Source organism: Methylobacterium adhaesivum, assembly GCF_022179065.1.
Classification (GTDB): domain Bacteria; phylum Pseudomonadota; class Alphaproteobacteria; order Rhizobiales; family Beijerinckiaceae; genus Methylobacterium; species Methylobacterium adhaesivum.
The window spans coordinates 1-23,489 of the sequence record NZ_BPQD01000037.1; the positions used below are offsets into that span (position 1 = coordinate 1).

Genomic DNA, 23,489 nt, shown 5'->3' on the forward strand with positions numbered 1-23,489 from the left:
CCGAATGGGGGCAGGCCACGCTGCGCTGGCGGTCCGGCCGCGCGCCCGAGGGCGTGCGCCACCGCGACGGCACGGGGCGGCTGCAGAGCGTCGGTGCGTGGTCGGACCCCTTCCTCCTGGCCATCATCCGGTCGTTCTACGCGGCCACGGGCGTGCCGATGGTGCTCAACACGAGCTTCAACGTCATGGGTAGGCCGATGGTGCACGACGTCGAGGACGCCGTCGGTGTGTTCCTGACCTCCGACATCGACGTCCTCGTTGTGGGGGGCGCGCTGTTCCGTAAGGAGGGCGGCGGACCCGGCGGCCCCGGAAAAGTCTTGCCTTGAGCGCGCGCCGGTCCGTCTTGGTCTGCGGGGCTGGAGGATTCGTCGGCACACATCTCGTCTCGCGCCTCGCGCGAGAGGGCTGCGAGGTCCGTGGGGTCGACCTCCGGCGCAGCGCCTTCTCGGAATCGGAGGCGCACGAGTTCGTCCTGGGCGACCTGCGCGACCGGGGCTTTTTTCGCTCCGTCGTGGACCGCCCCTTCGACGAGGTCTATCAACTCGCCGCCGACATGGGCGGGGCCGGCTACATTTTCTCCGACGAGAACGACGCCGACGTGATGCGCAACTCTGCGGCCGTCAACCTGAACGCCCTCGACGCCTGCCTGCGCGCGGGGGCCATGCGGGTGTTCTTTCCGTCCTCCGCGTGCGTCTACCCGCTGCGCAACCAGACGGACCCGTCCGAGTTCCATTGCGCGGAGGCGTCCGCTTACCCGGCGGATCCGGACAGCGAGTACGATTGAGAGAAGCTGTTCTCCGAACGCCTGTACCTCGCCCACAATCGCAACCACGGCATGCGCAACCGCGTCGCGCGCTACCACAACGTCTTCGGCCCGTTCGGGGCCTGGACCGGCGGTCGCGAAAAGGCACCGGCCGCCATCTGCCGGAAGGTCGCGGAGGCCGCCGACGGTGGGGAGGTCGAGATCTGGGGCGACGGCACCCAGACCCGCTCGTTCCTCTACGTGGATGAGTGCCTGGAGAGCACGCTCCGTCTAATGCGGTCCGACGTCGAGGGCCCGGTGAACCTGAGCAGCGACGAGATGGTCACCCTCGACCGTCTCGTGGACCTCGTCGCCGGCAAGCGCGTCCACACGCGCCACGTGCCGGGTCCGGCCGGCGTACCCGGCCGCAACTCGCACAACGAGATGGTGTCCCGCGATTTGGACTGGCGCCCGTCACGCCCCCTGCGTGAGGGCCTGAAGGCAACCTACTGATGGGTCGAGGCGCAGGTCCGGGCCGGCCGCCCGGCCGTGGACGCAGCCTGAAGCGCCGGCCCCCGGCAGCGGCAGGAGGCACGCGAGAAGGCAGCCTAAGGCGATACCCGCCTGCGACGTCGAGTAGGTGGTGCCGGTGGACCGGGAATACCCGTAAAATGGAAGGCACGCCTTCGTGCCCGGACGGCTGCTTTGGAGAAGCGCTGAAAGTGCTCCCAGCGGCTGGGCGGGGTGGTTTGCAGACGTTCAGCGCACTGCCACACTCGACCTGATGGACGACGCAATCACGACCGCCTTCGCACCCCTAATTGGTCTGCCCTGCTGGGGCGTCCAGAGAGGGCAAGGCAGCATGCTCACCTTCGAGTTCGGTCCGCCCTACCTCCGAATCACTGAGCCCCACGTCTCGAACTCGCCTGCGGCCTGGATACGTGAGCGAGCCGCGCAGCGGCGCGTCCGACCTTGCGGAGCATGGCACCTGTTCATCTTCTGCTGCCACTGGCGCATCGCCGTCTCCGGCGAGCTGTTGGCGGAGGATGAGAGCCCGGCTGATCAAATCGAGGCCGCGGTGCGGGCGGTAGATGGACAGAAGCTGACGGCGTTCGCACTCGACGCGGCTACAAGCACGTCAGCCTTCACGTTTGATCTCGGGGCGAGCCTGACGACGTGGCCTTACGCGGACGAGGTCGATGAGCCGTGGTCGCTTTATCTGCCAGGGGGACAGGTCCTGACCTACCGCAGCGACGGCTGCCGCAGCCTCGGTTCGGCCGACAAGGAGCCCGACGGCCACGTTTGGATACCCGTCGACCAAGACGTGCGAGTCCCTTAGCGCTGGTCGTCAACTCAGGGTAGGCAGCGAGCGCTCACGGGTCCATCCGCACGTTCGTGAAGGTCTTACGGACTCGATCCAGGACACCTGCGTCGTCCGTCTCGACTTCGCACCACGAACTGTCGATTGCTCGGATGATCACCCAAGGCGTGTCCCGACCCGCCTCATGAGCTATGAACTCGCCCCAGATGACCTGTGCCACCTGACTGAGGAGATCGGTTAGCAGCGCGCCCGGTATCCGATCCGAGGACCGTGCGAGGCATTCGAGCCGTTCGGCCGCGTCGTCCCCGGCGATCATGAGAGCCTCGTCATAGCGGGCGACGCCAGTGAGTTGCCACGTAGCGCGAACCGCCCGCTCACCAAGCAGCGGGATTACGGTGCAGGGATCGACCACAGCGCGGCTGTGCGGCACGAGGTCGTGGATCTGTAAGGTTGGCATCGTTTAGCCACCGCGTGGGGCCATCCTGGCATGATGGTGCTGAGCGTCTGCAACGGGTGGGGAGTAGACCCTGCCCCCCCGGCCCTGAAGCGGTCATTCCAAGGCAGCCAGCACTGACCGAGAAGGCGTCATGACCTTCTCGAATTGAAATGCATCAGTATCGCCGGGCAAATCATCCTGCCCGCCCGGATGGTTTGGGTCTGAGTAGTATTTGTTAAAAAATTGAATGATCTTGAAACCACACTTGTTCACATAAAAATGGATGTTGCGTTTCTCAAAATATGGGGTGTGCGTCTGCCAGCTAACCGTTTCGGGATGCCGTCTCTCGATCGCCTCCCAAGCCTTGATCCCTAGACCACGACCTTCCTCGCCGACCTTGAGGAAAAACAGGTCCAGTGAGTTGCGGTGCGTCTCAGCGTTGATCGTCAGCACGGCACCTCCCACTTTCCGACCGTCGCAGAGGATGTGCAGGACTTCGGCATTGCGAGCATTGAGTGCGCCATCAAGAACTTCATCGGATGGGATCGGACCATCTGGCAGGTCCCCGAACTCATCAATGACTGCGACAGCGAAGGCAGCCTGAAGCTCTTCCTTGAACGAGGCGTGGTCGCTGGGCCGAGCTTCGGCGAGGGTGATCTGGTTGGTCTGCATGGGGCGCTTTTACATCGTTTGGCCGTGAAGCAAGATCACCAGACGTCAGATAGGGGTCGGGAGCGGGAGAAGCGGCAACGTCCGCTTCATTGCGCGGCTGTCCCGAAGCAGAACGGCCACAATTCACCCGACCTGGGCGTAACTCATCCTCCACCAAACCGCCCCGAAGCAGACCTTCCGAGGGTTTGTGAAAGGGTGGGACCCAACCGTCCACTTCGGGGCGACAACCAACGACGGCTCCCAACCCACATCAGACGTAAGCTCTGTCGAGTTGATCGCGTTCTACCCCGAAACGGCTCAAGACAATTCGCATCTCAGGCCGCCCTCGTCTCGATCTGGACGGCGCGGCGGATGTTCGATGAAACGGCCGCGAATCGTCGGGTTGCCCTCCAGTCTGCCCACCTCCATGAGCCCCATCAGAACCGATAGGTGAGTGAGCCGAGGATCGTGCGCCGCGTGCCCACGAAGCAATCGCCGCGCGCGAGGCAGGTCGACAGATACTTGGTGTCCGCGATGTTGGAGACGTTGAGCTGCGCCCGCCAATGCGCGTCCTCCCAGCCGATCAGCGCATCGGCCAGCGTCACGGCGGGCGTGTTGTAGCTGTTGAGCGAGCCGTCGAACGATTCGCCGATGTAGCGGACGCCGCCGCCGACGAGGAAGGTGCCCGGCACGTCGGCGAGGGTGAAGCGGTGCGTCACCCAGAGCGAGGCGAGGTGGAGCGGCATGGTCTCGACCCGCGCCCCGGCATTGTCGCCGGCGGCGTAGCGGGCATCGGTGTAGGCGTAGCTCGCGATGATGTTGGTGTTGCCGTTGATCGTCGCGATGGCCTCGACGTCGCCGCCCTGGATCTTGACCTTGCCGGTCTGAATCGAAAGCGGCAGACCCGTCGGATCGGGGGCGAGGCGGTTGCGCTCCACCGTGTCGTAGACCGCCGCGTTGAGCGCGAACCACGGTACCGGATTGTACTTGAAGCCGCCCTCGATCTGCTCGCCTTCGATGGGCCGGCAGATGCCCGTGGCGCACACGTTCGCGCCGAAGATCGGGGTGAACGAGGTCGCGTAGGAGACGTAGGGCGTGAGCCAGTTCTGGAACGCGTACATCAGGCCGATCCGGCCCGTGGTGGCCTGGCTCGAGGAGCTGTCCGCGCCGCGCGTCGCGCTGTTCACCCAATCGTGCCGCACGGTGGCGAGCAGGATCCATTGGTCGAAGCGCGCCTGATCCTGGAGGTAGAGGCCGGTCTGGCTCTGCGAGACGGCCGTGGGCGCACCCAATGCCGGCGGCGTCACGGCGGCATAGACCGGGGCGTAGAGGTCGAATGGTCGCGAATCGACACCGAAGCCCGTGCGGGTGCTGTCCCATTGCTGGCGAAAATCGACGCCGCCGAGGACCGTATGCGCGATCGGCCCGGTGTCGAAACGCTCCTGCAGGTTCGTATCGGTGGTGATCCGGTCTTTGATGGAGGCGACGCGGTAGGTGTACCGGTCGACGGTTCGGCGGTTGGCATCGAGGAACGGCGCGTTCGGCAGGTCTGCACTCGGCGTCAGGGTGTACACATTGGGGTAGGCCGACTGATACGTGCCCTCGATGTGGCTGAACCGCAGATTCTGCCGCAGGATGAGGCTGTCGTCGAAGCGGTGCTCGAACAGGCTCGTGATCGAACTCGTCTCGGTCTCGTATCGGTTGAACGTCGGATCGCCCGTGAAGCGGCTGAGCGGGAGGAAGCCGTTCGGGCCGGCGTACAGCGACCCCTCGCGCGGCAGGAAGGCGTCGGAGGCGCCGAACGCGTCCTTCTGGTGCAGGCCGATCAGCGTCCAGGTCGTGTCGGCGGAGGGACGCCACGTCACCGAGGGATTGATGACGTAGCGGTCGTTGGCGACGAAATCGGTCTGCGCGTCGGCGAGGCGGCCGATGCCGACGAAGCGGTAGAGGAACTGGCCGTCCTCCGTGAGGCGCCCGGTGGAATCCGCGAAAGCTTCCTTCCAGCCGTAATTGCCGAACCGGACCCCGGCCTCGTTGTAGGGCACGTCGAGGGGTCGCTTCGAGACGAGGTTGATCAGGCCGCCGACGGGGCTCGACCCGTAGAGGGTCGAGGCCGGTCCGCGCAGGACCTCGAAGCGGGACAGCGTGTAGGGATCGGGCCGGGGTTCGTTGAAGACGTCCGGATCCTTCAGGCGCAGGCCATCGAGGAAGATGGCGGCATCCGATCCCCGAACGCGCGGGTAGTCGCCGCGGGTGCTCGGGCCGTAGGCTTCCGCGGCGACGCCGGCGGTGTAGCGCAGGGCTTCCTGCACGCTCGTCGCCGCCTGCTCGCGGACCTGCTGCTCGCCGACGACGGAGATCGACTGGGGCGTCTCGGCCAGCGGCGTGTCCGTCTTGGTGCCCGTGGCACTCCGCTTGGCGACGTACCCCGGAACGGGACCGTAAGCACTCTCCGCACCGGTCCCCACGCCCGAGCCGTCGCCCGCAACGCTCAGCGTCTCGAGGGTCACGCTGGTGGGCGCGCCCTGGGCGCGGCTTTGACCACAGACGAAGGCACTGGGCAGGGCCAACAGGGTCGCGGGCATGACGGCGGTGGAGAGGAAGCGGACGAGGCGACGCGACACGCAGGATCCTGCGAAGAAGGGGACGGACCCAACCTCTGCTAAAAGCAACATCCTCGTCACTCAACGGAATTTACACGCCCTGATTTGGAGCCACTCCAGATAAGGACGGCATTTCCAACGCTGTTGCTTCAGTGCAACCGCAGGATAAAGTTATAATACTTCCAAATCGGAAGGCCGGATGCTCCAGTGACCGGGATCGCACCCTCGGGACCGGCGGGCTTGTACTCACGCGCGCGTTCGCCACGCGGGCCGCGACGAGGCCGGTCCTCCGGCTCAACAGGCGGCCATTGTTCGGCGCGGCCAACCTGCTAGGGACGCCCATCCCGTGCCGTCCAGAGACGGCCCCCAGGAGCCTCGACGTGTCGTCCGCCATACCGCCCCTCTCTCCCAGCACCGTCATCGCCATTCCGGTTCGCAACGAAGCCGAGCGGATCGAGGCGTGCCTGCGGGCCATCGATGCGCAGACCGGGCTCGCCTCGGGCAGCCTCGGCCTCGTGCTGTTCCTCAACAACTGCACGGACGGCACGCAAGCTCTCGTCGAGGCCCTTCGCCCGAGCCTGTCGGTGCCACTGCGGGTGACCCACGTCGAGTTCGCGGGCGCCCATGCCGGGTGGGCGCGGCGCGAGGCCATGAACGCGGCGGCCGAATGGATCGGCCCGCAAGCCACCGGCGGCACCATCCTGTCCACGGATGCCGACAGCCGGGTGCCGCCGGACTGGGTCGCGCGCAATCTCGCGGCCCTGCGCGCCGGGGCCGACGCCGTGGCCGGACGGATCGAACTCGATGCCGACGAGGCGGCCCTGCTGCCGCCATCCCTGCACACGCGCGGCCGGCTCGAGGATGCCTACAGCGCCCTGCTGACGGAGGCCGAGGCGCGCATCGACCCGGATCCGTACGACCCCTGGCCGTGCCACCGCACCACCATCGGGGCCACCCTGGCGGTGACCCGCGACGCCTACGTGGCGGTGGGCGGCATGCCCGCCATCGCGCTGGGCGAGGACGGCGCCTTCGTGGCCGTCCTCCTCCGGCAGGGCTTCCATGTGCGCCACGCCCCAGACGTGGTGGTGACCGTGTCGGGCCGCCTCGTCGGCCGGGCGCCGGGCGGCGTCGCCGACACCATCCGCGCCCGGTGCGAGAAGCCCGACAGCCTGTGCGACGCCCGCCTGGAATCGGTGCCGCGCGCCGTGTTCCGCTACCTGTGCCGGCGGAGGTTGCGCCGGCTCCACGCCGATGGGCGCCTCGCCGAAACGCGGGCCTGGGCCCGCCTTCTGCGGATTCCCGAGGTGGACGCCGTCCGCATCGCCGCCCTGCCCCTCCCCGGCCTCGCCATCGCGGAGGCCGAGCGGGTGAGCCCGCGCCTCGTCTACCGGCCCCTCGGGCCGTTCGCGCTGCCGCGCCACATCCGCGTCGCCACCCTCGCCCTCGTGCCGATCCGGGCCCTGACCCACCTCGCCAACCGCCGGATCGCCGTACCGCCGCAACGTCCCGTCGCGACGGCGCTCGAAACGCCCTAGCGCGACCTCAGGAACGCCTCGGCGGTGCGCAGGCTCAGGGCCATGATGGTCAGGGCCGGGTTGGCGGAGAGCGAACTCGGGAAGGTCGACCCGTCGCTGATCCAGAGGTTGGGAACCTCGAAGCTGCGCCCGAACGGATCGACCACCGCCGTGTCGCCGTCACGCCCCATGCGGCAGGTGCCGAGGGTGTGGGCGACCCGCTGCGCCACCCAGATGTCGCTCGCGCCCGCCGCCTCCCAGATCGCCGTCATGGTCCGGGTCGCGTGGTCGTTGAGGCGATCCTCGTTCGGGCCGTAGCCGAAATCGATCCGGGCTTTCGGCACCCCGAAGGCATCGACCTCGTCGGACAGGGTCAGCACGTTGGCGTCGCACGGTAGGGTCTCGCCGTTGATGCCGATCCCGGCGAAATGGTTGTAGCGCGCGAGATAGTCGGTCAGCGCCGGTCCCCACAGGCCGCGGCTCCGCGCGACGGTGTTGCCGAAGGTCAGCGGCAACACCCCGAGGCTCTGCATGAGGTAGCCGCCAGCGAAGTCCGCATCCGCCGGCCGCACCATGTCCTCGCTGATGAGGGAGGACGGGTAGCCCCGGTTCATCCGGACCTCGCCCGCGAACGTCCCCCAGACCTGGGTCGCGACATGGCCCATGTAATTTCGGCCGACCTGACCGCTGCCGTTGGCGAGGCCGAGATGCAGCAGGAGACGCGGCGACTCCACCGCGCCGGCGCACAGGAACACGGCGGCGCATCGCTGCCGACGCTCCGTCCCATCCTGCCGGTATGTGACGGCCGTGATCCGTCCCATTCCGTCCCGCTCCGTCCCATGGACGCGGCACATGGGACGGATCTGCGCCCCGTGCGCGACGGCGAGCGGCAGGTAGGTCACATCCATGCTGGTTTTCGCACCATTGCGGCAGCCCTGGTGGCAAAATCCGCAATTGATGCAAGCCTTTCGCGTGCCCCCGCCCTCCTGCGCGAAGTCGCGCGAGACCACGGCCGCCGGGGCGTCGGCGACGCGGATCCCCAGGCCCTCGCAAGCCTGCGCCATGATCCGGGCCGGGGCGTTGCGCGGCACCGGCGAGAGGGGGTAGCGACGCTGCGAATCCCACGGATAGGCGGCGGGTCCGGACACACCGATAAATCCTTCCACCTGCTCATAAAACGGCTTCAGATCATCATAGTCGAGGGGCCAGTCGATCCCCTCCCCGGTCTCCGTGCGGAGCTTCAGATCCCGCTGGTCGGCCCGTGGGGTGAACGCCCCCCAGTGCAGGGTCGAGCCGCCGACCCCGGTACCGCTGTTGTTCGCCCCGAACGCCTCCGGTGTGGTGCCGCCGCTCAGGCGCTCTTCGGTCCAGTAAATCTCGTCGGCCAAGGTCTCGTCAAAGGCGAACCGGACCGGGTCGAAGTTGGGTCCGGCCTCGAGGGCGACCACCTTCAGGCCCGCGGCGGCCAACCGAGCGAGGAGCGGTGCCCCCCCGGCGCCTGTCCCGATTACGACGGCATCGACGACCTCGTCAGTCGCATAGCGGCGCATGGAATCGAGGTTCATCGGCCGGCCTCCGCCTCGGAAATCGGTTCCCAGGGCTCGCGAGAGTTAATCCTGAACTCGGAGAATCCGGGCATATCGGCGACATCGTCGCCCCCCGCGCCGATGCCGCTGAAACCGAGGCGGGCCAGGGCTGCCGGATGAGCGAGGTAGATCCGCACCGCGTCGCTCCGGAGATCCTCGAACCATTTCGTCATTTGCCGCCCATCGAGGTCACCCGCCACCGTCGGGAGTTCGCCCGCCGCGACGGCTGTGATCAGTGCCTCCTTCGTCTCATCGGGCAAAGCGGTGAAGCCAATGCCATGTGTTGCGCGCGCGGCGGCATCCAGGGTGCGCAGGGCCGCCGCATAGGCCTCGCCGTCCGAGGGCAGATCGGCAAATCGCCACCCGTCTCCGAATCCATCGCTCAAACGCGCTTCGATCCGTGCGCCGATGTCGATGCAGGTGTCGCTCGACTGAGGGAGTACCCGATCGATCAAGGCCCGCAGAATTGAAAATTCTACGGCATCGAGGACGCACGGACGATAGGGGGCACTTCCAGCACTGGCTCGCGCAGCGAGGGCGGCACGGAGGCGACTATTCACGCGATGAGACGCGATCAACGACGCGTAAGAATCTAGAACGCACGCTGGATCGGATGCAACGGCGATCGGCAGAGTTCGCATTTCGCAAATCAGATCCGCCACGGCTTTGGGACATTCGATCGGTAGGAGATGGCTGGCCCCCTCGATCACGACATGCCGGGCGTTCGCGAGATGGGGCAGCATCAGACAAATCTGTGCGGCGGGCCCGAGATCGGCATCCTTTGAGCCACTGAGGACGAGGGCAGGCGTTCGCAGAATACCAATACGGCGACGCCAGTCTTCGCGACTCCCTTCCTGCAACCATGCCGTCCAGGCCTTGGGATCGGCCCGTAGGACATCGTCGATAGCCGCTGTCCTTGCGGCTTCATTCAAGGGCGCGCCCGTGTTTTGATCAATGAATGCGCCAGCCCGTAAGGTGCGCGTTTTCTCGTCGGCAGAGATCCAGGCGATCATGTCGCGACGCTTGTCGTCCGACATGGGCTCTGGGCTGGGCGGAGAACCGGCGAGAAGCACAAGGCCGTCGAGCCCTGCGAGTTTGGGGTCACCGTCTTCGGCCCGTCGAGCGATGACGAGGGCGATCTTCGCACCCATACTGTGACCCGCGATCCACCAACGTGACTGGCCACGCTCCGCAATCCGATCGATGACATAATCAGCCATTTCGTCCACAGAGGTTCGCGCGATGTGTGCGGCGTCTCCGAAGCCCGGGAGATCGAGCGGAATGCAGATCAGGTGTGGATCGAGATAGCGTTTAGTGTCCTCCCATTCGCGTGCGGAGCCGCCCAGGAAGTGTAGGCAAAACAAGGTTGGTGGCGGGGAAGCGGATGCATTCGACATAGGGCCCAGATTGCGCGCCCGGACGGAGCTTCAAGGCTCACCGGCCGCGACGCCTCGCAGCACGCAATTTTTCGTGTGGACGATTCGATCGATGCGAAGCGACCATCGACCACGTCGAGATCGTCGGCGGCGAAAGTCTAGACGTGCCCAACGACTCAAATTCGCCTACGCTCTGCCCATGACCGAACCGACCACTTCGCCGACAGATCCGCGCCCGACCGGCGACCTGCCAGACGACGATCCTTATCTCTGGCTCGAGGACATCGATGGTGAAGAGGCGTTGGCCTGGGTCACAACGCAGAATGAGGAAACACTGGCGCGCTTCGCGGACCAGGATTTTGCCAGCGACCGGGATACGGCACGCACCCTCATGGATCGCCCCGACCGGATGGCCATCGTGCGGAGACGGGGCACTCGGTTTTATAATTTCTGGAAGGACGCGGACCATCCACGCGGAATCTGGCGCCGCACCGCGGAAGCCGAGTTTCGTGCCGGCTCACCGCATTGGGATGTTCTCCTCGACCTCGATGCTCTCTCCGCCAGCGAGGACGAGGATTGGGTCTGGGCCGGTGCCGATCTCCTCGCTGGGATCCCGGATCGGGCGCTTTTGAAGCTCAGCCGGGGCGGCGGCGATGCGACGGTCCTGCGTGAATTCGATCTTGTTTCACGGAGCTTCATCGCCGACGGATTCGTCCTGCCGGAGGCAAAGGGGGGAGCGACCTGGCTCGATCGGGACACCTTGCTCGTGTCCAGTGCACTCGGTGACGACATGGCCACGCGGGCCGGCTATCCGCGCACCGTTCGCGTGTGGTCACGTGGCAGCGACCTCGGTACAGCGCAAATCCTGTTCGAGACATCTCCCAACAATATGGGCGTCTGGGCCGGTGTCGAACGCCGGCCGGGAGACGAGCGGATTGTCATCTCCGAGCGGACAGGTTTCTTCGACGGACACGTCCATCTGACCGACCGCTCCGGCGTGCTCACACGTCTGGATATTCCGTCCGATGCCGAAATCCACCTGCATCGTGATGGCCTAGCTGTTCAGCCTCGGACCCCCTGGAGCATAGGAGGCCGCACGCACGCACCCGATACGGTTCTGGCCATTAAGCTATCGGACTTCGTGGCGGGACTTCGGGATTTCGCGACGGTCTGGGAGCCAAGCGCGCGACGCGCCCTCCAAGATGTCTTCTGGTCGAACGGCCGGCTTGTCATCAGTGCTCTTGATGATCTGAAGCCGAGTTTCGGCATTTGCGAGGCAGGTCCGGCGGGTTGGACATTCAGGCCACTCCCCGGCCTGCCCACCATCGGCACTGTATCGGTCTGGCCCCTTGATGCCGATCCTGACGAAGCCGACGGCGAACTCAGCGCCCTTGTGCAGGACCCGGTGACACCCCCGACTCTGCTGTCGATTCCCCCGTCGCTTTCGGCCCCGACGATCCTCCGAACGACACCGGCAACCTTCGACACCGCGGGGCTACGGGTGACGCGGCAAGAAGCGATCTCCGCCGACGGCACACGCATCCCTTATGTCCAGACCGGTCCGGCCATCCAAACCGGCGATGCGCCCGTACACCTGACGGCCTACGGCGGTTTCAAGGTGTCAATTCTCCCGACCTATCAGGCGGTAATGGGCAAGCTCTGGCTCGAGCCCGGCGGGACCAGCGTCATCGCCAATATTCGCGGCGGCGGCGAGTTCGGCACCGCTTGGCACGAAGCTGGACGACGCGAAGGCAAGGCGTCGGCCCATGACGATTTCGCGGCCGTGGCGGCCGACCTCGTGGCGCGCGGCGTGACCCGACCCGGCCGTATCGCCGCCGAGGGCGGATCGAATGGCGGCCTCCTGATCGCCAACATGCTCACGCGCTACCCGGAGCGCTTCGGTGCCCTGTTCTGCACGATCCCGCTTATCGACATGCGTCGCTACACCAAGCTCCTGGCCGGCGCGAGCTGGATCGCCGAGTACGGTGATCCGGACGACGCGGAGGATTGGGCATTCCTGTCCAAGATTTCGGCCTATCACGCCGTGAAGGCAGGCGAAGCCTATCCGCCGATCCTCATCGCCACGAGCCGCCGGGACGACCGTGTCCATCCGGGCCATGCCCGCAAGATGGCGGCTAAGCTCCAGGCCCTCGGCTACGGGGCGGCGTTCTATGAACCCGCGGCCGGCGGACACGGCTACGGCAACGACAGCACGCAGGCCGCCACGTTCATGGCGCTCGGCATCAGCTTCCTTCGCCGATCGATCGGGTGGACTCCCACCACGGCCTGACGATATCCCCCGGACTCCGTCGTCCCGGAGCCCGGGGGAGACGATTACTGGCTGTCGATGCGGCTCCCGAGCAGCGCAATTGCCTTCTGATAAACGCCGGCCGCGTTCCAGCCCTGAATGGCGGCAAAGTTTGGCTCGCCCGGCTGGTATCCGGCACCACGGACCCAGCCGTGGGCTTTTAGGAAGTTGGCGGTGGCATTGAGAGCATTGGGGATACTATCGAGGCTTCCGCCGGTGCCGTAATTCAGCACACTTTTAGGTAGGAACTGGGTGTGGCCAACCTCGCCATGAGCGGCGCCCCGCGTGGCGGAGGTCAGGATACCGCGATCGACCAACGTCAACGCGGCATTGAGCTGATCGGTGAAGAAGGCCGAGCGCCGGCAATCGTAAGCGAGGGTCGCCACGGCTGACAAAGTATTGACGTTGCCGCGCACGGCACCGAATCCAGTCTCCATGCCCCAAATTGCGAGGAGCGGCCCCGCCGGAACACCGTAGCGCTGTTCGATGGAGGCGAACAGAGCGGCGTTCTGTTGCTTGAGGGCGCGACCGCGCGAGACGATGGTGTTGCCCCCTCGCTTGGCGAGGAATTGATCGAGGTTGAGCTTGAAGCTCTTTTGGCCACGGTCAGCCGAGATGGTGGCGGTGGAGTAGGAGGTCGCCATCAGAGCCGCGAGGCTCTCGGCGCTCGCCCGACCGCGCGCTTCGTCAGCGAACTCCCGCTTCCACGTCTCGAAGCCCGATGCGGTGTTGCCGCAGGTCGCGGCCTCGGCGTGGGCTGCGAAGCCGAGCAAGGCCGCCGCAGCACAGGCCGCAACGGAAAACGTGTAGGAACCGCGTCTCGACATTCCGAACTCCTCGACGACCGTGGGCCATCAGGCCCGCAGCGTTCACGGGCCGCCAAGGCCCTGTCGGCAACGCTCGGCCACCGGACGGTGTCAACTCCAAGGCAACTGGACCGAGCGACACCGGCAAGGCGCGCTTTTCCCACGATTGTGGCGGGGAAACCCCCGTCGCACGCGGTGCGGCGTGGGACGGCGCATCCGCCGATGGGACGGAACGGACGGTCCAGCCGTGGACGGCGTGCGCCGGCGCGCGTGACATCGCGCCGGACAGGAAACGAACGCGCGCCGCGCAGCCGCGTTAACGGCCATGCTTGACTCATCCTCCGCCCCGAATCGAAACGGCGAAGTCTCCCGGTTGCCGGGCGAATCCCTCGACATCGCCCTCGGCGTCGGCCTCGCCCGATGCAAGGACACCCGGACCGTCCGGACGATCGGAACCCTCAGCGAGGTCGGCGCCTGGGAGATGTTGTTCGCCGCCTCCGCCGTGACCTTGGCGGTGGGCGTCGCGCGCCGCCAGCCCCGGACGATCGCCGTGGGCCGTCACATGCTCGGAGCCGGCATCCTGGCGAGCCTTGTCAAAACGACGGTGAAGCGCCTCGTCCACCGCTCGCGGCCCAACGTCGTCATGGAGACCGGGCGGTACGATCGCGGCTGGTTCGGCCCCAACGACGGACCACGACAATCCTTTCCCTCAGGGCATGCCGCCGTGAGCGTCGCCGTCGCCCGCGCCGTGGGGCGTGCCTGTCCGGAGGCACGGGGGGCGGCCGAGGTGGGGGCCGGCCTGATCGTGGTGGCGCAGGTGTTGCGAGGCGCGCATTATCCATCAGACGTCGTGGTCGGGTCCCTCATCGGGCTCGCTGCCGAGGCCGCCGTGAACCACCTGTCCGGACCCGGAACGGCCCATCGCGAAAGTGCCGCATGAGAGACTTTTCCAGGCCGGGCCGCTCGGCCGTGCACGCCGGCACCGCCGCCGTGGCGACCTCGCATCCCCTCGCCTCCCTCGTGGCCGTCGAGACCCTGCGGACCGGCGGCAATGCCGTCGACGCCGCCATCGCGGCGGTGGCGGTGCAGTGCGTGGTCGATCCGTTGATGACCGGCATCGGCGGCGACTGCTTCGCCCTCTATGCTCCAAAGGGGGCGACGACGCCCGTCGCCCTCAACGGCTCGGGCCGCAGCCCGGCGGCGGCGTACGACGCCTGGTATCTCGATAACGATATCACCATCACGCCGACGTCACCCCACGCTGTGACGGTGCCGGGCGCCGTCGCCGCCTGGGCGCGGCTTCTCGCCGACCACGGAACCCGCGATCTCGCCGATCTGCTGCGCCCGGCCATCGCCTATGCCGAGGACGGTTATCGCGTGCAGCCCCGCGTCGCCTTCGACTGGGCCCGCCATGCCGCGCGCGTGTCCGACGATCCCGCATCCGCGGCGACGTACCTGCCCGGCGGCACGGCCCCCGTGGCGGGAGCCGCCATGCGGAACCCGAGAGTCGCCGCGACCCTGCGGCGCATCGCGCAGGACGGCCCGCGCGGCTTCTACGAGGGGCCGGTGGCCCGCGACATGGTCGAGACCCTGCGGGCGCGGGGCGGCCTCCACACCCTCGAGGATTTCGCCGGCGCAGCCCCGGAATGGGTGACGCCGATCACGACGCGCTATCGCGGCTACGACGTCTACGAGTGCCCGCCGAGCGGCCAGGGGCTGGCCGTGCTGATGATGCTCAACATGCTGGGGCCGGACGATGTCGGCGCGCTGTCGGAACTCGACCGGGTCCACCTCTTCGCCGAGGCCTGCAAGCAGGCCTATCACCACCGTGACGCCCTGTTCGCCGATCCGGTGCTGCACGCGGTGCCCGTCGAGCACCTGCTCTCGGAAGCGTGGCACGCGCGGGCCCGGGGCGCCATCGACATGGCCCGGGCACAGGCGCCGGTGATCTGGCCCGAGATCGCGCATACCGACACAGTCTATCTCTGCGTGGTCGACCGCAATGGCAATGCCATCTCCCTCATCAACTCCATCTTCCAGCCCTTCGGCAGCGGCATCACCGCGCCCGAGAGCGGCGTCCTCCTGCACAATCGCGGCCTCTCGTTCCGCGTCGAACCGGGTCACCCCAACACCATCGGGCCGAACAAGCGCCCGATGCACACCATCATTCCCGGAATGTTGATGCGCGACGGCGTCGTGGTCGCCCCCTTTGGCGTCATGGGCGGGCACTACCAGGCCATGGGCCACGTCGAACTCCTCACCGGCCTCCTCGACCGGGGCCTCGACGTGCAGGAGGCCTTGGACGCACCGCGCAGTTTCGCCTATGGCGGCGGCGTCGAGTTAGAACCGGGCTTCTCACCGGGGCTCGCGGCGGGCCTCGCCGCGCGCGGACACACCGTCTTTCCCGCACCGGGCCCCATCGGCGGCGGCCAGATGATCTGGATCGACCACGCCACCGGCACCCTCACGGCGGGGTCGGACCCGCGCAAGGATGGATGCGCCCTGGGGTATTGATCGTTGGGCACCGCTCCTCAGGATGAAAATGGCCTCAAAGAAATTCAAAGGCCTCTCTTCTATTGTTTTAAGTCATCAACAAACCCAGCACCCAACCTCAAAACAATGGTTAATGCGATCGGATAAAGGCGCAGACACAGGAGAGATATCAATTGCACAATGCTTGTTCTCGCGTCCTAAATTCAATGGCAGAAAATCTATATAATCGACTTGGGATGGCCGAAATACTCCTTAGTCAATTGCATCGAATGATGATCCCATCGTAAGACATCCAATAGAAACGACATTAAACGTCATCGATCGGTGCCTCGACCTCGGATAGAAGCTCCCCTCTGCTACGGCTAGTGTTGCTCCGGCACCACACCCGGCTGTTCGTCGCCTAAACAGGTGCATTGGATCCATCGTCTCGGACGTCAACACCTGCGGGGGCTGGTTCGGACGCTGCGCAATCCGCGCAGCGGACGGCCCCCGAAAGGCGACGAATGATCGGACGAATCCTGACGACGGGCTGCCGGCTCGGAGCGGCTCTCCTCGTAAGCACCGTCGCCCTCGGCTCGAGTCGAGCCCAGGCTGCCTCGGCGGCGCAACCCGGCCAGACCATCGGCCTGCCCGTGGGGGCGCAGCTTCCCGTCGGCCTCTACTTCGTGAACACATCGAGCTTCGGCGTGCGCGACACCCGGCCCCTCGATTCCGAATCCAACATCAATCTGCCGACCTTCCTGTGGGCCACCCCCTGGACCCTGTTCGGGGCACGCCTGAACCTCGCTACCACCCAGCCCGTCGTGGCATCGAGCGTGCGCGGCGCGCCTTATCAGAGTGGCATCGGCGTGCCCCTCATCGCGGCGCAGCTCGCCTGGAAGCTCGGCGAGAATTTCGGCGTGAGCTACCTATTCGGCGGCTACCATCCCATCGAGACCCGATTCCTGATCCAGAACGCCTCACTCAGCCATCGCTTCGCGGCGACCTATTCGGGCGACGGCCTGAACCTCACGGCCAATCTCCTCTACGGCATCTACATCGACCCGATCTCGCCCCAGGGCACGGTCTATCCCGACTATCTCAACCTCGACCTCACGGCGACGAAGAAGTTCGGCAAGTGGGAGATCGGCCCCGTCGCCTTCGCGTCCACCGACCTCCCGACGCGGTTTCCGGGCTACCGCCAACAGGGGCAGATCGCCGTGGGCGGCCTCGTCGGCTACAATTTCGGGCCGGTGAACCTCCAGGCCTATGTCACCCAGGATGTGGTCGAGCGCAATTACGCGGGCCGCGAAACCCGCGGCTGGCTGCGCGTCATCGTGCCGATCTACAAGGAGAGCACGAACTCGGCCGCCCCCTCGCCGTCCGTTACCGGTCCCGCCCGCCTCGCCACGCGCTGAGCTGCATCGAAGCCGATTCGCCACTCCGATCGGACGAGGAAAGTTCGATCGAGGTCGCGGATCGGACTTCGCACGCCCCACAGCTTGCGCACGCAGCGCCCGCCCTGCCGAGAGAGGGCGCCATGCGACGCTCGTCGACGTTTCGCACCCGGTCCAATCGGGATCACCCGGCGATCCATTCGAGCGCGCCTGTCGCCTTCGCTTCATCGGAACGGCCGGACCGTGATCCGTCTGATCGTTGGCTGGGTCCGATCGCCGAGCCTCCCAGCGCCGCAAACCCGTCGCTGGGCACCGCCGAAGCGATCCGGGATAGACTCTTCCCGGTCTCTCGCCCAATGCTGCACGGCAATAAAGGGACGGAAAGGCCGGGCCGACGATGACGGGGGATGCGGCGGGCGACGCCTATCGGCTGATGCTGACCCAGGTGACCGTCGAGAAACTCGCCGACATGGTCATCTGGCTCGATGAGACGGGCCGTTATGTCTTCGTCAATCCCGCAGCGACGAAACTGCTCGGCTACACGGCCGAAGAACTCTCCCGCATGCACGTGTGGGAGGTCGATCCACTCTTCGACGAGGCACGCTGGCGCGCTCACTGGGACGATGTCGTCGAGCGGAAGTCCTTCATCTTCGAGACGGTGAACACCTCTAAATCTGGCCTCGACATTACCATCGAGGTCACGGTGAACTTCGTCGAGTACGAAGGGCGCCGCTTCAATTGCGCCATCATCCGGGACGTCACCGAACGACGACGCCTCGACCGGGAACTGCGCGATCTGAATGAGACGATTTACCGGATGAGCATCACCGATTCGCTTACGGGCGTAGCGAATCGCCGGCACTTCGATACGGTTCTCGGCCGGGAAATGGAGCGGCACGGGCGCTCGGGGGTACCCCTGTCCCTGATCCTCCTCGATGTCGATGCGTTCAAGGCCCTGAACGACACCTACGGCCACGTCGTCGGCGACGACGCCCTCCGCATCATTGCGACGACCCTGGAACGGTCGATGGGCAAAGCCTGCCTCACGGCCCGCTTCGGCGGTGAGGAGTTCGCCTGCATCCTGCCCGTCACGAACCATGCCGAAGCACTCGCCTCAGCCGAAGGTGCCCGTGTGGCCATCGCTGGCCTCTCGGTTCCGCACACCGGATCGCCGGTCGCCGATCATCTCACGGCGAGCTTCGGTGTCGCCACCACGGGAGCGGGAGGGATGCGGCCCATCGACCTCCTGCGGGCGGTGGACAAGGCCCTCTACCGGGCCAAGCACCTCGGCCGGAACCGAGTCGTCGGCACGACGGTCCTCGCCGACGTCCCGTAAGGCCCCTCAGTCGAGGTAGTCGCCGTACATCTCGACGTGGCGCGCGAGGCCGAGCCCGTGCTCGCGCACGAGACGTTCCGCGAGCTCGGCGTTGCGGGCCTCCAGAGCCTCGATGATCGCCACATGCTCCTTGATGGAATTGGCTGCGCGGTCGCCCTGTCGCATCGCCGCGTTGCGGATGCCGCGCACATGCATGAGCAGATTGCTCGTGATGTCGCGGATCACGTCGCACTGGCCGAGCGAAATGATCTTTTGGTGGAAGCGGATGTTGGCGTCCGAATACTCGTCGAGATGGTCGGAGGGGCGGCCCTCGTAGAATTCCGGGAAATGCTCGCGCAGGCAGGCGAGCTGCTCGTCCGTCGCCCGCGTACAGGCGAGGCGCGCGGCCATGCTCTCCAGGGCCGACCAGGCCTGGATCATGGCGACGATCTCGCTCTTCGTCTTCTTGATCACGAACACGCCACGCCGCGCCTCGAAGCGCACGAAGCCCTCCTGCTCCAACACCGTGAGGGCCTCGCGCACGGGCGTGCGGCTGACACCAAGATTTAAAGACAACTTCCGCTCGTCCAGACGGACCTCGTCCTTCCGGTCGTAGATGTTCATGTTGGTGATGGCCTCCTTCAACGCTTCGTAGGCCAGGGCCCGTAAGCTCGAAGTCGCCGCGATGGGTTTGACGTGGAACATGTCGGACTTGACCACTTGCGCACCGGACTACGTGGACGTGGCACTCACCGGCCAAGCCACCATGGCATGACCATGGCAAATTCGACTTTGTGAGACAAGAACTTGCACGGCTTGGGCGTCCTGTGTCCCGAGCAGGGCACAACGAATGGATCCCCTGCCGTGAAATTCATGTCTCGTCGCGGCGCGGTGACGACGCGTGCCGGGAAGACCACCGTCGCTTGACGACTGGTATTTGGTATGCCAACTTTCTCGAACTGGCAAACGAGAGCGAAGCAGTTCGCGCCAGACGCCGTCCCATTTCGACGCCGACGCCATCGGCGCTGTCATCCCGTCCCCCGCGGCTCACGTCGCGCGGCGTATGGGCCTGCGCAAACGCGACCGAACCGCAAGGGTTCGGCCCCCGAGAAAACAATCCCAGGAGGACACCCATGCACGCCGTGGCCCAGCGCATCGTCGAGGAGCTTCCCACCGCCGAGCCGGAGATGACGGACGGGTTCCACCTCGTCATCGACGCCCTCAAGCTCAACGGCATCGAGACGATCTACGGTGTCCCGGGCATCCCGATCACGGATCTCGGGCGCCTCGCCCAAGCCGCCGGCATGCGGGTGATCTCGTTCCGCCACGAGCAGCACGCCGGCAACGCCGCCGCCATCGCGGGCTTCCTCACCCAGAAGCCCGGCATTTGCCTCACGGTCTCGGCCCCCGGCTTCCTCAACGGCCTCACGGCGCTCGCCAACGCCACCACCAACTGCTTCCCGATGATCCTGATCTCGGGCTCGTCCGAGCGCGAGATCGTCGATCTGCAGCAGGGCGACTACGAGGAGATGGACCAGCTCGCCATCGCCAAGCCCCTGTGCAAGGCGGCGTTCCGGGTGCTCCACGCCGCCGATATCGGCATCGCCGTCGCCCGCGCGATCCGTGCCGCCGTGTCGGGCCGTCCCGGCGGCGTCTATCTCGACCTGCCGGCCAAGCTGTTCTCCCAGGTGATGGAGGCGGAGGCCGGCGCCAAGTCCCTGGTGAAGGTGATCGACGCGGCCCCGGCGCAGCTCCCCGCCCCCGATGCCATCAAGCGGGCCCTCGATGTCCTGAAGAGCGCCAAGCGTCCCCTCATCGTGCTGGGCAAGGGCGCGGCCTATGCCCAGGCCGACGACGCGATTCGCGAGCTCGTCGAGCGCAGCGGCATCCCCTATGTGCCCATGAGCATGGCCAAGGGCCTGCTGCCCGACACCCACCCCCAGTCGGCGGGCGCGGCCCGCTCCCTGGTGCTGAAGGACGCCGACGTCGTGCTGCTGGTGGGCGCGCGCCTGAACTGGCTCCTATCGCACGGCAAGGGCAAGACCTGGGGGGCGCCCGGCTCGAAGAAGTTCATCCAGATCGACATCGAGCCGCGCGAGATGGACTCCAACGTCGAGATCGTGGCGCCCGTGGTGGGCGACATCGCTTCCTGCGTCGGAGCCCTCCTGGAGGGCATGGGCAAGGACTGGGCCGCCCCGCCCGCCGCCTGGACCGACGCAATTCAAGCCAAGCGCGACGAGAACCTCGCCAAGATGGCGAACAAGCTGCGCAAGAACGCCGCCCCCATGGATTTCCACGGGGCACTCGGCGCCCTCAAGACCATCATGGCCGAGCGGCCCGACGCGATCCTGGTCAACGAGGGCGCCAACACCCTCGATCTGGCGCGGGGCATCATCGACATGCACAAGCCGCGCAAGCGCCTCGATGTCGGCACCTGGGGCATCATGGGTATCGGCATGGGATACGCCATCGCGGCCGCCGTCGAGACCGGCCACCCGGTGCTGGCCGTGGAGGGCGACTCGGCCTTCGGCTTCTCCGGCATGGAGGTGGAGACGATCTGCCGGTACGACCTGCCGATCTGCATCGTGGTGTTCAACAACAACGGCATCTATCGCGGCACCGACACCGATCCGACGGGCCGCGACCCGGCCACCACGGTGTTCGTGCGCGACGCGCGCTACGACCGGATGATGGAGGCGTTCGGCGGGGTCGGCGTCAACGTGACGACGCCCGACGAACTCTCGCAGGCCGTGAACGCTGCGATGGATTCCGGCCGCCCGACCCTCATCAACGCGGTCATCGATCCGCAGGCCGGCACGGAAAGCGGCAACATCGGCAGCCTCAACCCGCAGAGCACGGTGCGCAAGAAGCCGGCGTGATCGACTCGGAGCGCATGGACGCTTCCCCCTCTCCCCGCTTGCGGGGAGAGGGGGCCGACCCCCTCGCCGGGTTCGGCGTAAGCCCGAAGGGCGAGGGTGAGGTCCCGGAAGAGCCTCCTCCGTAGTCTCCCCTCACCCTCGGCTGCCGCTTCGCTTAGCCGACGACAGGGTCGGCAAAGCCCTCTCCCCGCAAGCGGTGAGAGGGGCTCTACGCTGACGAGCCTTGAGGTCGAGGCCGTAGCGCCCCGTAGAGCAGCCCGTCTTAACGCCGCGATCTGCCACGCAGGATCGCCCCCACTTTGCGGTGAGACCATGCAAGCGCTCCAAGGCATCAAGATCCTCGATTTCACCCACGTCCAGTCGGGCCCGAGCTGCACGCAGCTTCTCGCTTGGTTCGGGGCGGACGTGATCAAGGTCGAGCGCCCCGGCGCCGGGGACGCGACGCGGGATCAGCTTCAGGACGTTCCGGGCGCCGACAGCCTGTACTTCACCATGCTGAACCACAACAAGCGCTCCATCACCCTCGACACCAAGACGCCCGAGGGCATCAAGGTGCTGTGGCGGCTCATCGCCGAATGCGACGTGCTGGTGGAGAACTTCGCCCCCGGGGCGCTGGCCCGGATGGGACTGACCTGGGAGACGATCCACGCCGCCAACCCGCGCATGATCCTAGCCTCCGTGAAGGGGTTCGGACCGGGGGATTACTCGGAGTGCAAGGTCTACGAGAACGTCGCCCAGTGCGTCGGGGGGGCTGCGTCCACCACCGGGTTCCGCACGGGCACGCCCATGGTGACGGGGGCGCAGATCGGCGATTCCGGCACGGGCCTGCATCTGGCGCTGGGCATCGTCACCGCCCTCTACCAGCGCACCCATTCGGGCCTCGGCCAGCGGGTCGACTGCGCCATGCAGGACGCCGTGCTCAATCTCTGTCGGGTCAAGCTGCGAGACCAGCAGCGCCTGGAGCGCGGGCCGTTGCGGGAATACAGCCAGTTCGGCGAGGGCATTCCGTTCGGGGACGCGGTGCCCCGCGCGGGGAACGATTCCGGCGGCGGCCAGCCGGGGCGCATCCTGAAGTGCAAGGGCTGGGAAACCGACCCCAACGCCTACCTGTACTTCATCACCCAAGGTCCGGTCTGGGAGAAGATCTGCGACATCATCGGTGAGCCGGACTGGAAGACGCATCCGGACTACGCCACCGCCAAGGCCCGCCTGCCGCACCTCAACGAGATCTTCACCCGCATCGAGGCCTGGACCATGGCCCGGACCAAGTTCGAGGCGATGGCGGCCCTCAACGCCCTGCACATCCCGTGCGGGCCAATCCTCTCCATGAAGGAGATCGCCGAGGATCAGGGCCTGCGCGCGGCCGGGACGGTGGTGGAGGTGGATCACCCGACGCGGGGGCCCTACCTCACCGTCGGCAATCCGATCAAGCTCTCGGCGAGCCCGACCGAGGTGACGCGCTCGCCCCTGCTCGGCGAGCACACGGACGAGATTCTTCGCGATGTCCTCGGCTATTCACCGGCCGAATGCGAGGCGCTCGCTCGGTCCGGTGCCATCGGCGCCCCCGTGGGGATCGCCGCCGAGTAGCGTCGATACGGAGTTTTAGGCGATTCCGGCGAAGCGTCCGGCGGTCGTGGCCGAGGCGGCGCGATCGTCGGTGGCGCGAACGCCGGACTGCGGCGAAAGCCGGTCGGCGGCCTTGACGACGAGCAGAACCTGAAGGGCGATCAGGCTGACGGTCGAGACGATGACGGTGGTGAGCATCTTGGGTCCCCTCTGGCGATGTTGCATCGCCTCTTTGCCATGGTGCAGTGCGAATTGAAATACCACATTCCAAACACCAGTCCTGCTTCGTAAGCATGGCTCGCGCCGCGACGTGGCACGGATCGGCGCTCCGACCCGTGAGGCAGGAGGTCGTACGCGTCCGCGGCACGGTCGGGGACCTTGTTCCGAGGGCCGCACATTCGGCCATCCGGGCAGGCGCATCGAGCTTAGCCAGACAGGGCAAAGGCCCTCGACGGCTCGGGATCTCACTGAGAGCCGTCGCGTACCGGAATGATTCAGCGCCGACGCGGGCGGGACA

Annotated in this window: 18 protein-coding genes and 1 pseudogene; 11 read left to right on the top strand and 8 right to left on the bottom strand. The window is 66.5% G+C overall.

Annotation, left to right across the window (positions count from 1 at the left end; genetic code table 11):
• The 3 genes and pseudogenes from MFF01_RS18905 to MFF01_RS18915 form a co-directional block, all read left to right on the top strand.
• On the top strand, nt 1-326 hold a 326-nt coding region (locus tag MFF01_RS18905), incomplete at its 5' end, for a carbamoyltransferase C-terminal domain-containing protein (protein ID WP_283207212.1).
• Between the two features lie 17 nt (nt 327-343).
• Nucleotides 344-1,255 (top strand): annotated as a pseudogene (locus MFF01_RS18910) (NAD-dependent epimerase/dehydratase family protein).
• A gap of 349 nt (nt 1,256-1,604) precedes the next feature.
• Entirely contained in the window at nt 1,605-2,081 is a 477-nt protein-coding gene (locus MFF01_RS18915; protein ID WP_238227735.1) for a hypothetical protein, read from the top strand.
• A 34-nt stretch (nt 2,082-2,115) separates the two neighbouring features.
• Here the strand turns inward: MFF01_RS18915 and MFF01_RS18920 are convergent, their stop codons facing one another.
• The 3 genes from MFF01_RS18920 to MFF01_RS18930 all read right to left on the bottom strand — a co-directional run bounded on the left by MFF01_RS18920 (nt 2,116) and on the right by MFF01_RS18930 (nt 5,735).
• Nucleotides 2,116-2,520, bottom strand: coding sequence for a hypothetical protein (locus MFF01_RS18920; protein ID WP_238227736.1), 405 nt, complete (start codon nt 2,518-2,520; stop codon nt 2,116-2,118).
• A gap of 93 nt (nt 2,521-2,613) precedes the next feature.
• Complete coding sequence (locus tag MFF01_RS18925) at nt 2,614-3,171, bottom strand: N-acetyltransferase (RefSeq protein WP_238227737.1); 558 nt, start codon at nt 3,169-3,171, stop codon at nt 2,614-2,616.
• Between the two features lie 416 nt (nt 3,172-3,587).
• Nucleotides 3,588-5,735, bottom strand: a complete 2,148-nt coding sequence (locus tag MFF01_RS18930) for a TonB-dependent siderophore receptor (protein ID WP_373319816.1) — start codon at nt 5,733-5,735, stop codon at nt 3,588-3,590.
• Nucleotides 5,736-6,145: 410 nt separating this feature from the next.
• On the opposite strand from MFF01_RS18930, the gene MFF01_RS18935 reads away from it, so the two are divergent.
• A complete protein-coding gene (locus MFF01_RS18935) occupies nt 6,146-7,288 on the top strand; it encodes a glycosyltransferase family 2 protein (protein ID WP_238227803.1) in 1,143 nt (380 codons plus the stop codon).
• Here MFF01_RS18935 and MFF01_RS18940 read toward each other — a convergent pair.
• Both MFF01_RS18940 and MFF01_RS18945 read right to left on the bottom strand, forming a co-directional pair.
• The gene (locus MFF01_RS18940) at nt 7,285-8,832 is read right to left on the bottom strand and encodes a GMC family oxidoreductase (RefSeq protein ID WP_238227739.1); all 1,548 of its coding nucleotides are present in this window, start codon (nt 8,830-8,832) and stop codon (nt 7,285-7,287) included. The genes MFF01_RS18935 and MFF01_RS18940 overlap by 4 nt on opposite strands.
• The gene (locus MFF01_RS18945) at nt 8,829-10,250 is read right to left on the bottom strand and encodes an alpha/beta hydrolase (protein WP_238227740.1); all 1,422 of its coding nucleotides are present in this window, start codon (nt 10,248-10,250) and stop codon (nt 8,829-8,831) included. The genes MFF01_RS18940 and MFF01_RS18945 overlap by 4 nt, the downstream gene beginning before the upstream one ends.
• 178 nt (nt 10,251-10,428) lie before the next feature.
• Between MFF01_RS18945 and MFF01_RS18950 the strand changes: the two genes are divergently transcribed.
• A complete protein-coding gene (locus MFF01_RS18950) occupies nt 10,429-12,519 on the top strand; it encodes a prolyl oligopeptidase family serine peptidase (RefSeq protein WP_238227741.1) in 2,091 nt (696 codons plus the stop codon).
• A gap of 44 nt (nt 12,520-12,563) precedes the next feature.
• Here MFF01_RS18950 and MFF01_RS18955 read toward each other — a convergent pair whose 3' ends face one another.
• Nucleotides 12,564-13,364 (bottom strand): lytic murein transglycosylase, encoded by an 801-nt coding sequence (locus tag MFF01_RS18955; RefSeq protein ID WP_238227742.1) that lies wholly within the window; start codon nt 13,362-13,364, stop codon nt 12,564-12,566.
• A gap of 352 nt (nt 13,365-13,716) precedes the next feature.
• Between MFF01_RS18955 and MFF01_RS18960 the strand changes: the two genes are divergently transcribed.
• From MFF01_RS18960 to MFF01_RS18975, 4 genes are all read left to right on the top strand, one after another.
• Nucleotides 13,717-14,283, top strand: coding sequence for a phosphatase PAP2 family protein (locus MFF01_RS18960; RefSeq protein ID WP_238227743.1), 567 nt, complete (start codon nt 13,717-13,719; stop codon nt 14,281-14,283).
• Entirely contained in the window at nt 14,280-15,857 is a 1,578-nt protein-coding gene (locus MFF01_RS18965) for a gamma-glutamyltransferase family protein (protein ID WP_238227744.1), read from the top strand. The genes MFF01_RS18960 and MFF01_RS18965 overlap by 4 nt, the downstream gene beginning before the upstream one ends.
• 482 nt (nt 15,858-16,339) lie before the next feature.
• A complete protein-coding gene (locus MFF01_RS18970) occupies nt 16,340-17,233 on the top strand; it encodes a transporter (RefSeq protein WP_238227745.1) in 894 nt (297 codons plus the stop codon).
• Between the two features lie 376 nt (nt 17,234-17,609).
• On the top strand, nt 17,610-18,548 hold the full coding sequence (locus MFF01_RS18975; RefSeq protein ID WP_238227746.1) for a GGDEF domain-containing protein: 939 nt from the start codon (nt 17,610-17,612) through the stop codon (nt 18,546-18,548).
• A 6-nt stretch (nt 18,549-18,554) separates the two neighbouring features.
• On the opposite strand, the gene MFF01_RS18980 is transcribed toward MFF01_RS18975, so the two are convergent.
• Nucleotides 18,555-19,232 (bottom strand): GntR family transcriptional regulator, encoded by a 678-nt coding sequence (locus tag MFF01_RS18980; protein ID WP_238227747.1) that lies wholly within the window; start codon nt 19,230-19,232, stop codon nt 18,555-18,557.
• Nucleotides 19,233-19,660: 428 nt separating this feature from the next.
• On the opposite strand from MFF01_RS18980, the gene oxc reads away from it, so the two are divergent.
• Together oxc and frc are read left to right on the top strand one after the other, a co-directional pair.
• A complete protein-coding gene (gene oxc / locus MFF01_RS18985) occupies nt 19,661-21,406 on the top strand; it encodes an oxalyl-CoA decarboxylase (RefSeq protein WP_238227749.1) in 1,746 nt (581 codons plus the stop codon).
• Nucleotides 21,407-21,718: 312 nt separating this feature from the next.
• Complete coding sequence (gene frc, locus MFF01_RS18990) at nt 21,719-22,993, top strand: formyl-CoA transferase (RefSeq protein ID WP_238227751.1); 1,275 nt, start codon at nt 21,719-21,721, stop codon at nt 22,991-22,993.
• Between the two features lie 15 nt (nt 22,994-23,008).
• On the opposite strand, the gene MFF01_RS18995 is transcribed toward frc, so the two are convergent.
• The gene (locus MFF01_RS18995; RefSeq protein ID WP_238227753.1) at nt 23,009-23,170 is read right to left on the bottom strand and encodes a hypothetical protein; all 162 of its coding nucleotides are present in this window, start codon (nt 23,168-23,170) and stop codon (nt 23,009-23,011) included.
• Nucleotides 23,171-23,489 lie beyond the last annotated feature (319 nt).

Bases quoted from the DNA above. Each gene is read 5' to 3' on its own strand.
- MFF01_RS18915 (WP_238227735.1), top strand. From the start codon at position 1,605: ATGCTCACCTTCGAGTTCGGTCCGCCCTACCTCCGAATCACTGAGCCC.
- MFF01_RS18920 (WP_238227736.1), bottom strand. From the start codon at position 2,520: ATGCCAACCTTACAGATCCACGACCTCGTGCCGCACAGCCGCGCTGTG.
- MFF01_RS18925 (WP_238227737.1), bottom strand. From the start codon at position 3,171: ATGCAGACCAACCAGATCACCCTCGCCGAAGCTCGGCCCAGCGACCAC.
- MFF01_RS18930 (WP_373319816.1), bottom strand. From the start codon at position 5,735: ATGCCCGCGACCCTGTTGGCCCTGCCCAGTGCCTTCGTCTGTGGTCAA.
- MFF01_RS18940 (WP_238227739.1), bottom strand. From the start codon at position 8,832: ATGAACCTCGATTCCATGCGCCGCTATGCGACTGACGAGGTCGTCGAT.
- MFF01_RS18945 (WP_238227740.1), bottom strand. From the start codon at position 10,250: ATGTCGAATGCATCCGCTTCCCCGCCACCAACCTTGTTTTGCCTACAC.
- MFF01_RS18950 (WP_238227741.1), top strand. From the start codon at position 10,429: ATGACCGAACCGACCACTTCGCCGACAGATCCGCGCCCGACCGGCGAC.
- MFF01_RS18955 (WP_238227742.1), bottom strand. From the start codon at position 13,364: ATGTCGAGACGCGGTTCCTACACGTTTTCCGTTGCGGCCTGTGCTGCG.
- MFF01_RS18965 (WP_238227744.1), top strand. From the start codon at position 14,280: ATGAGAGACTTTTCCAGGCCGGGCCGCTCGGCCGTGCACGCCGGCACC.
- MFF01_RS18970 (WP_238227745.1), top strand. From the start codon at position 16,340: ATGATCGGACGAATCCTGACGACGGGCTGCCGGCTCGGAGCGGCTCTC.
- MFF01_RS18975 (WP_238227746.1), top strand. From the start codon at position 17,610: ATGACGGGGGATGCGGCGGGCGACGCCTATCGGCTGATGCTGACCCAG.
- MFF01_RS18980 (WP_238227747.1), bottom strand. From the start codon at position 19,232: ATGTTCCACGTCAAACCCATCGCGGCGACTTCGAGCTTACGGGCCCTG.
- oxc (WP_238227749.1), top strand. From the start codon at position 19,661: ATGCACGCCGTGGCCCAGCGCATCGTCGAGGAGCTTCCCACCGCCGAG.
- frc (WP_238227751.1), top strand. From the start codon at position 21,719: ATGCAAGCGCTCCAAGGCATCAAGATCCTCGATTTCACCCACGTCCAG.
- MFF01_RS18995 (WP_238227753.1), bottom strand. From the start codon at position 23,170: ATGCTCACCACCGTCATCGTCTCGACCGTCAGCCTGATCGCCCTTCAG.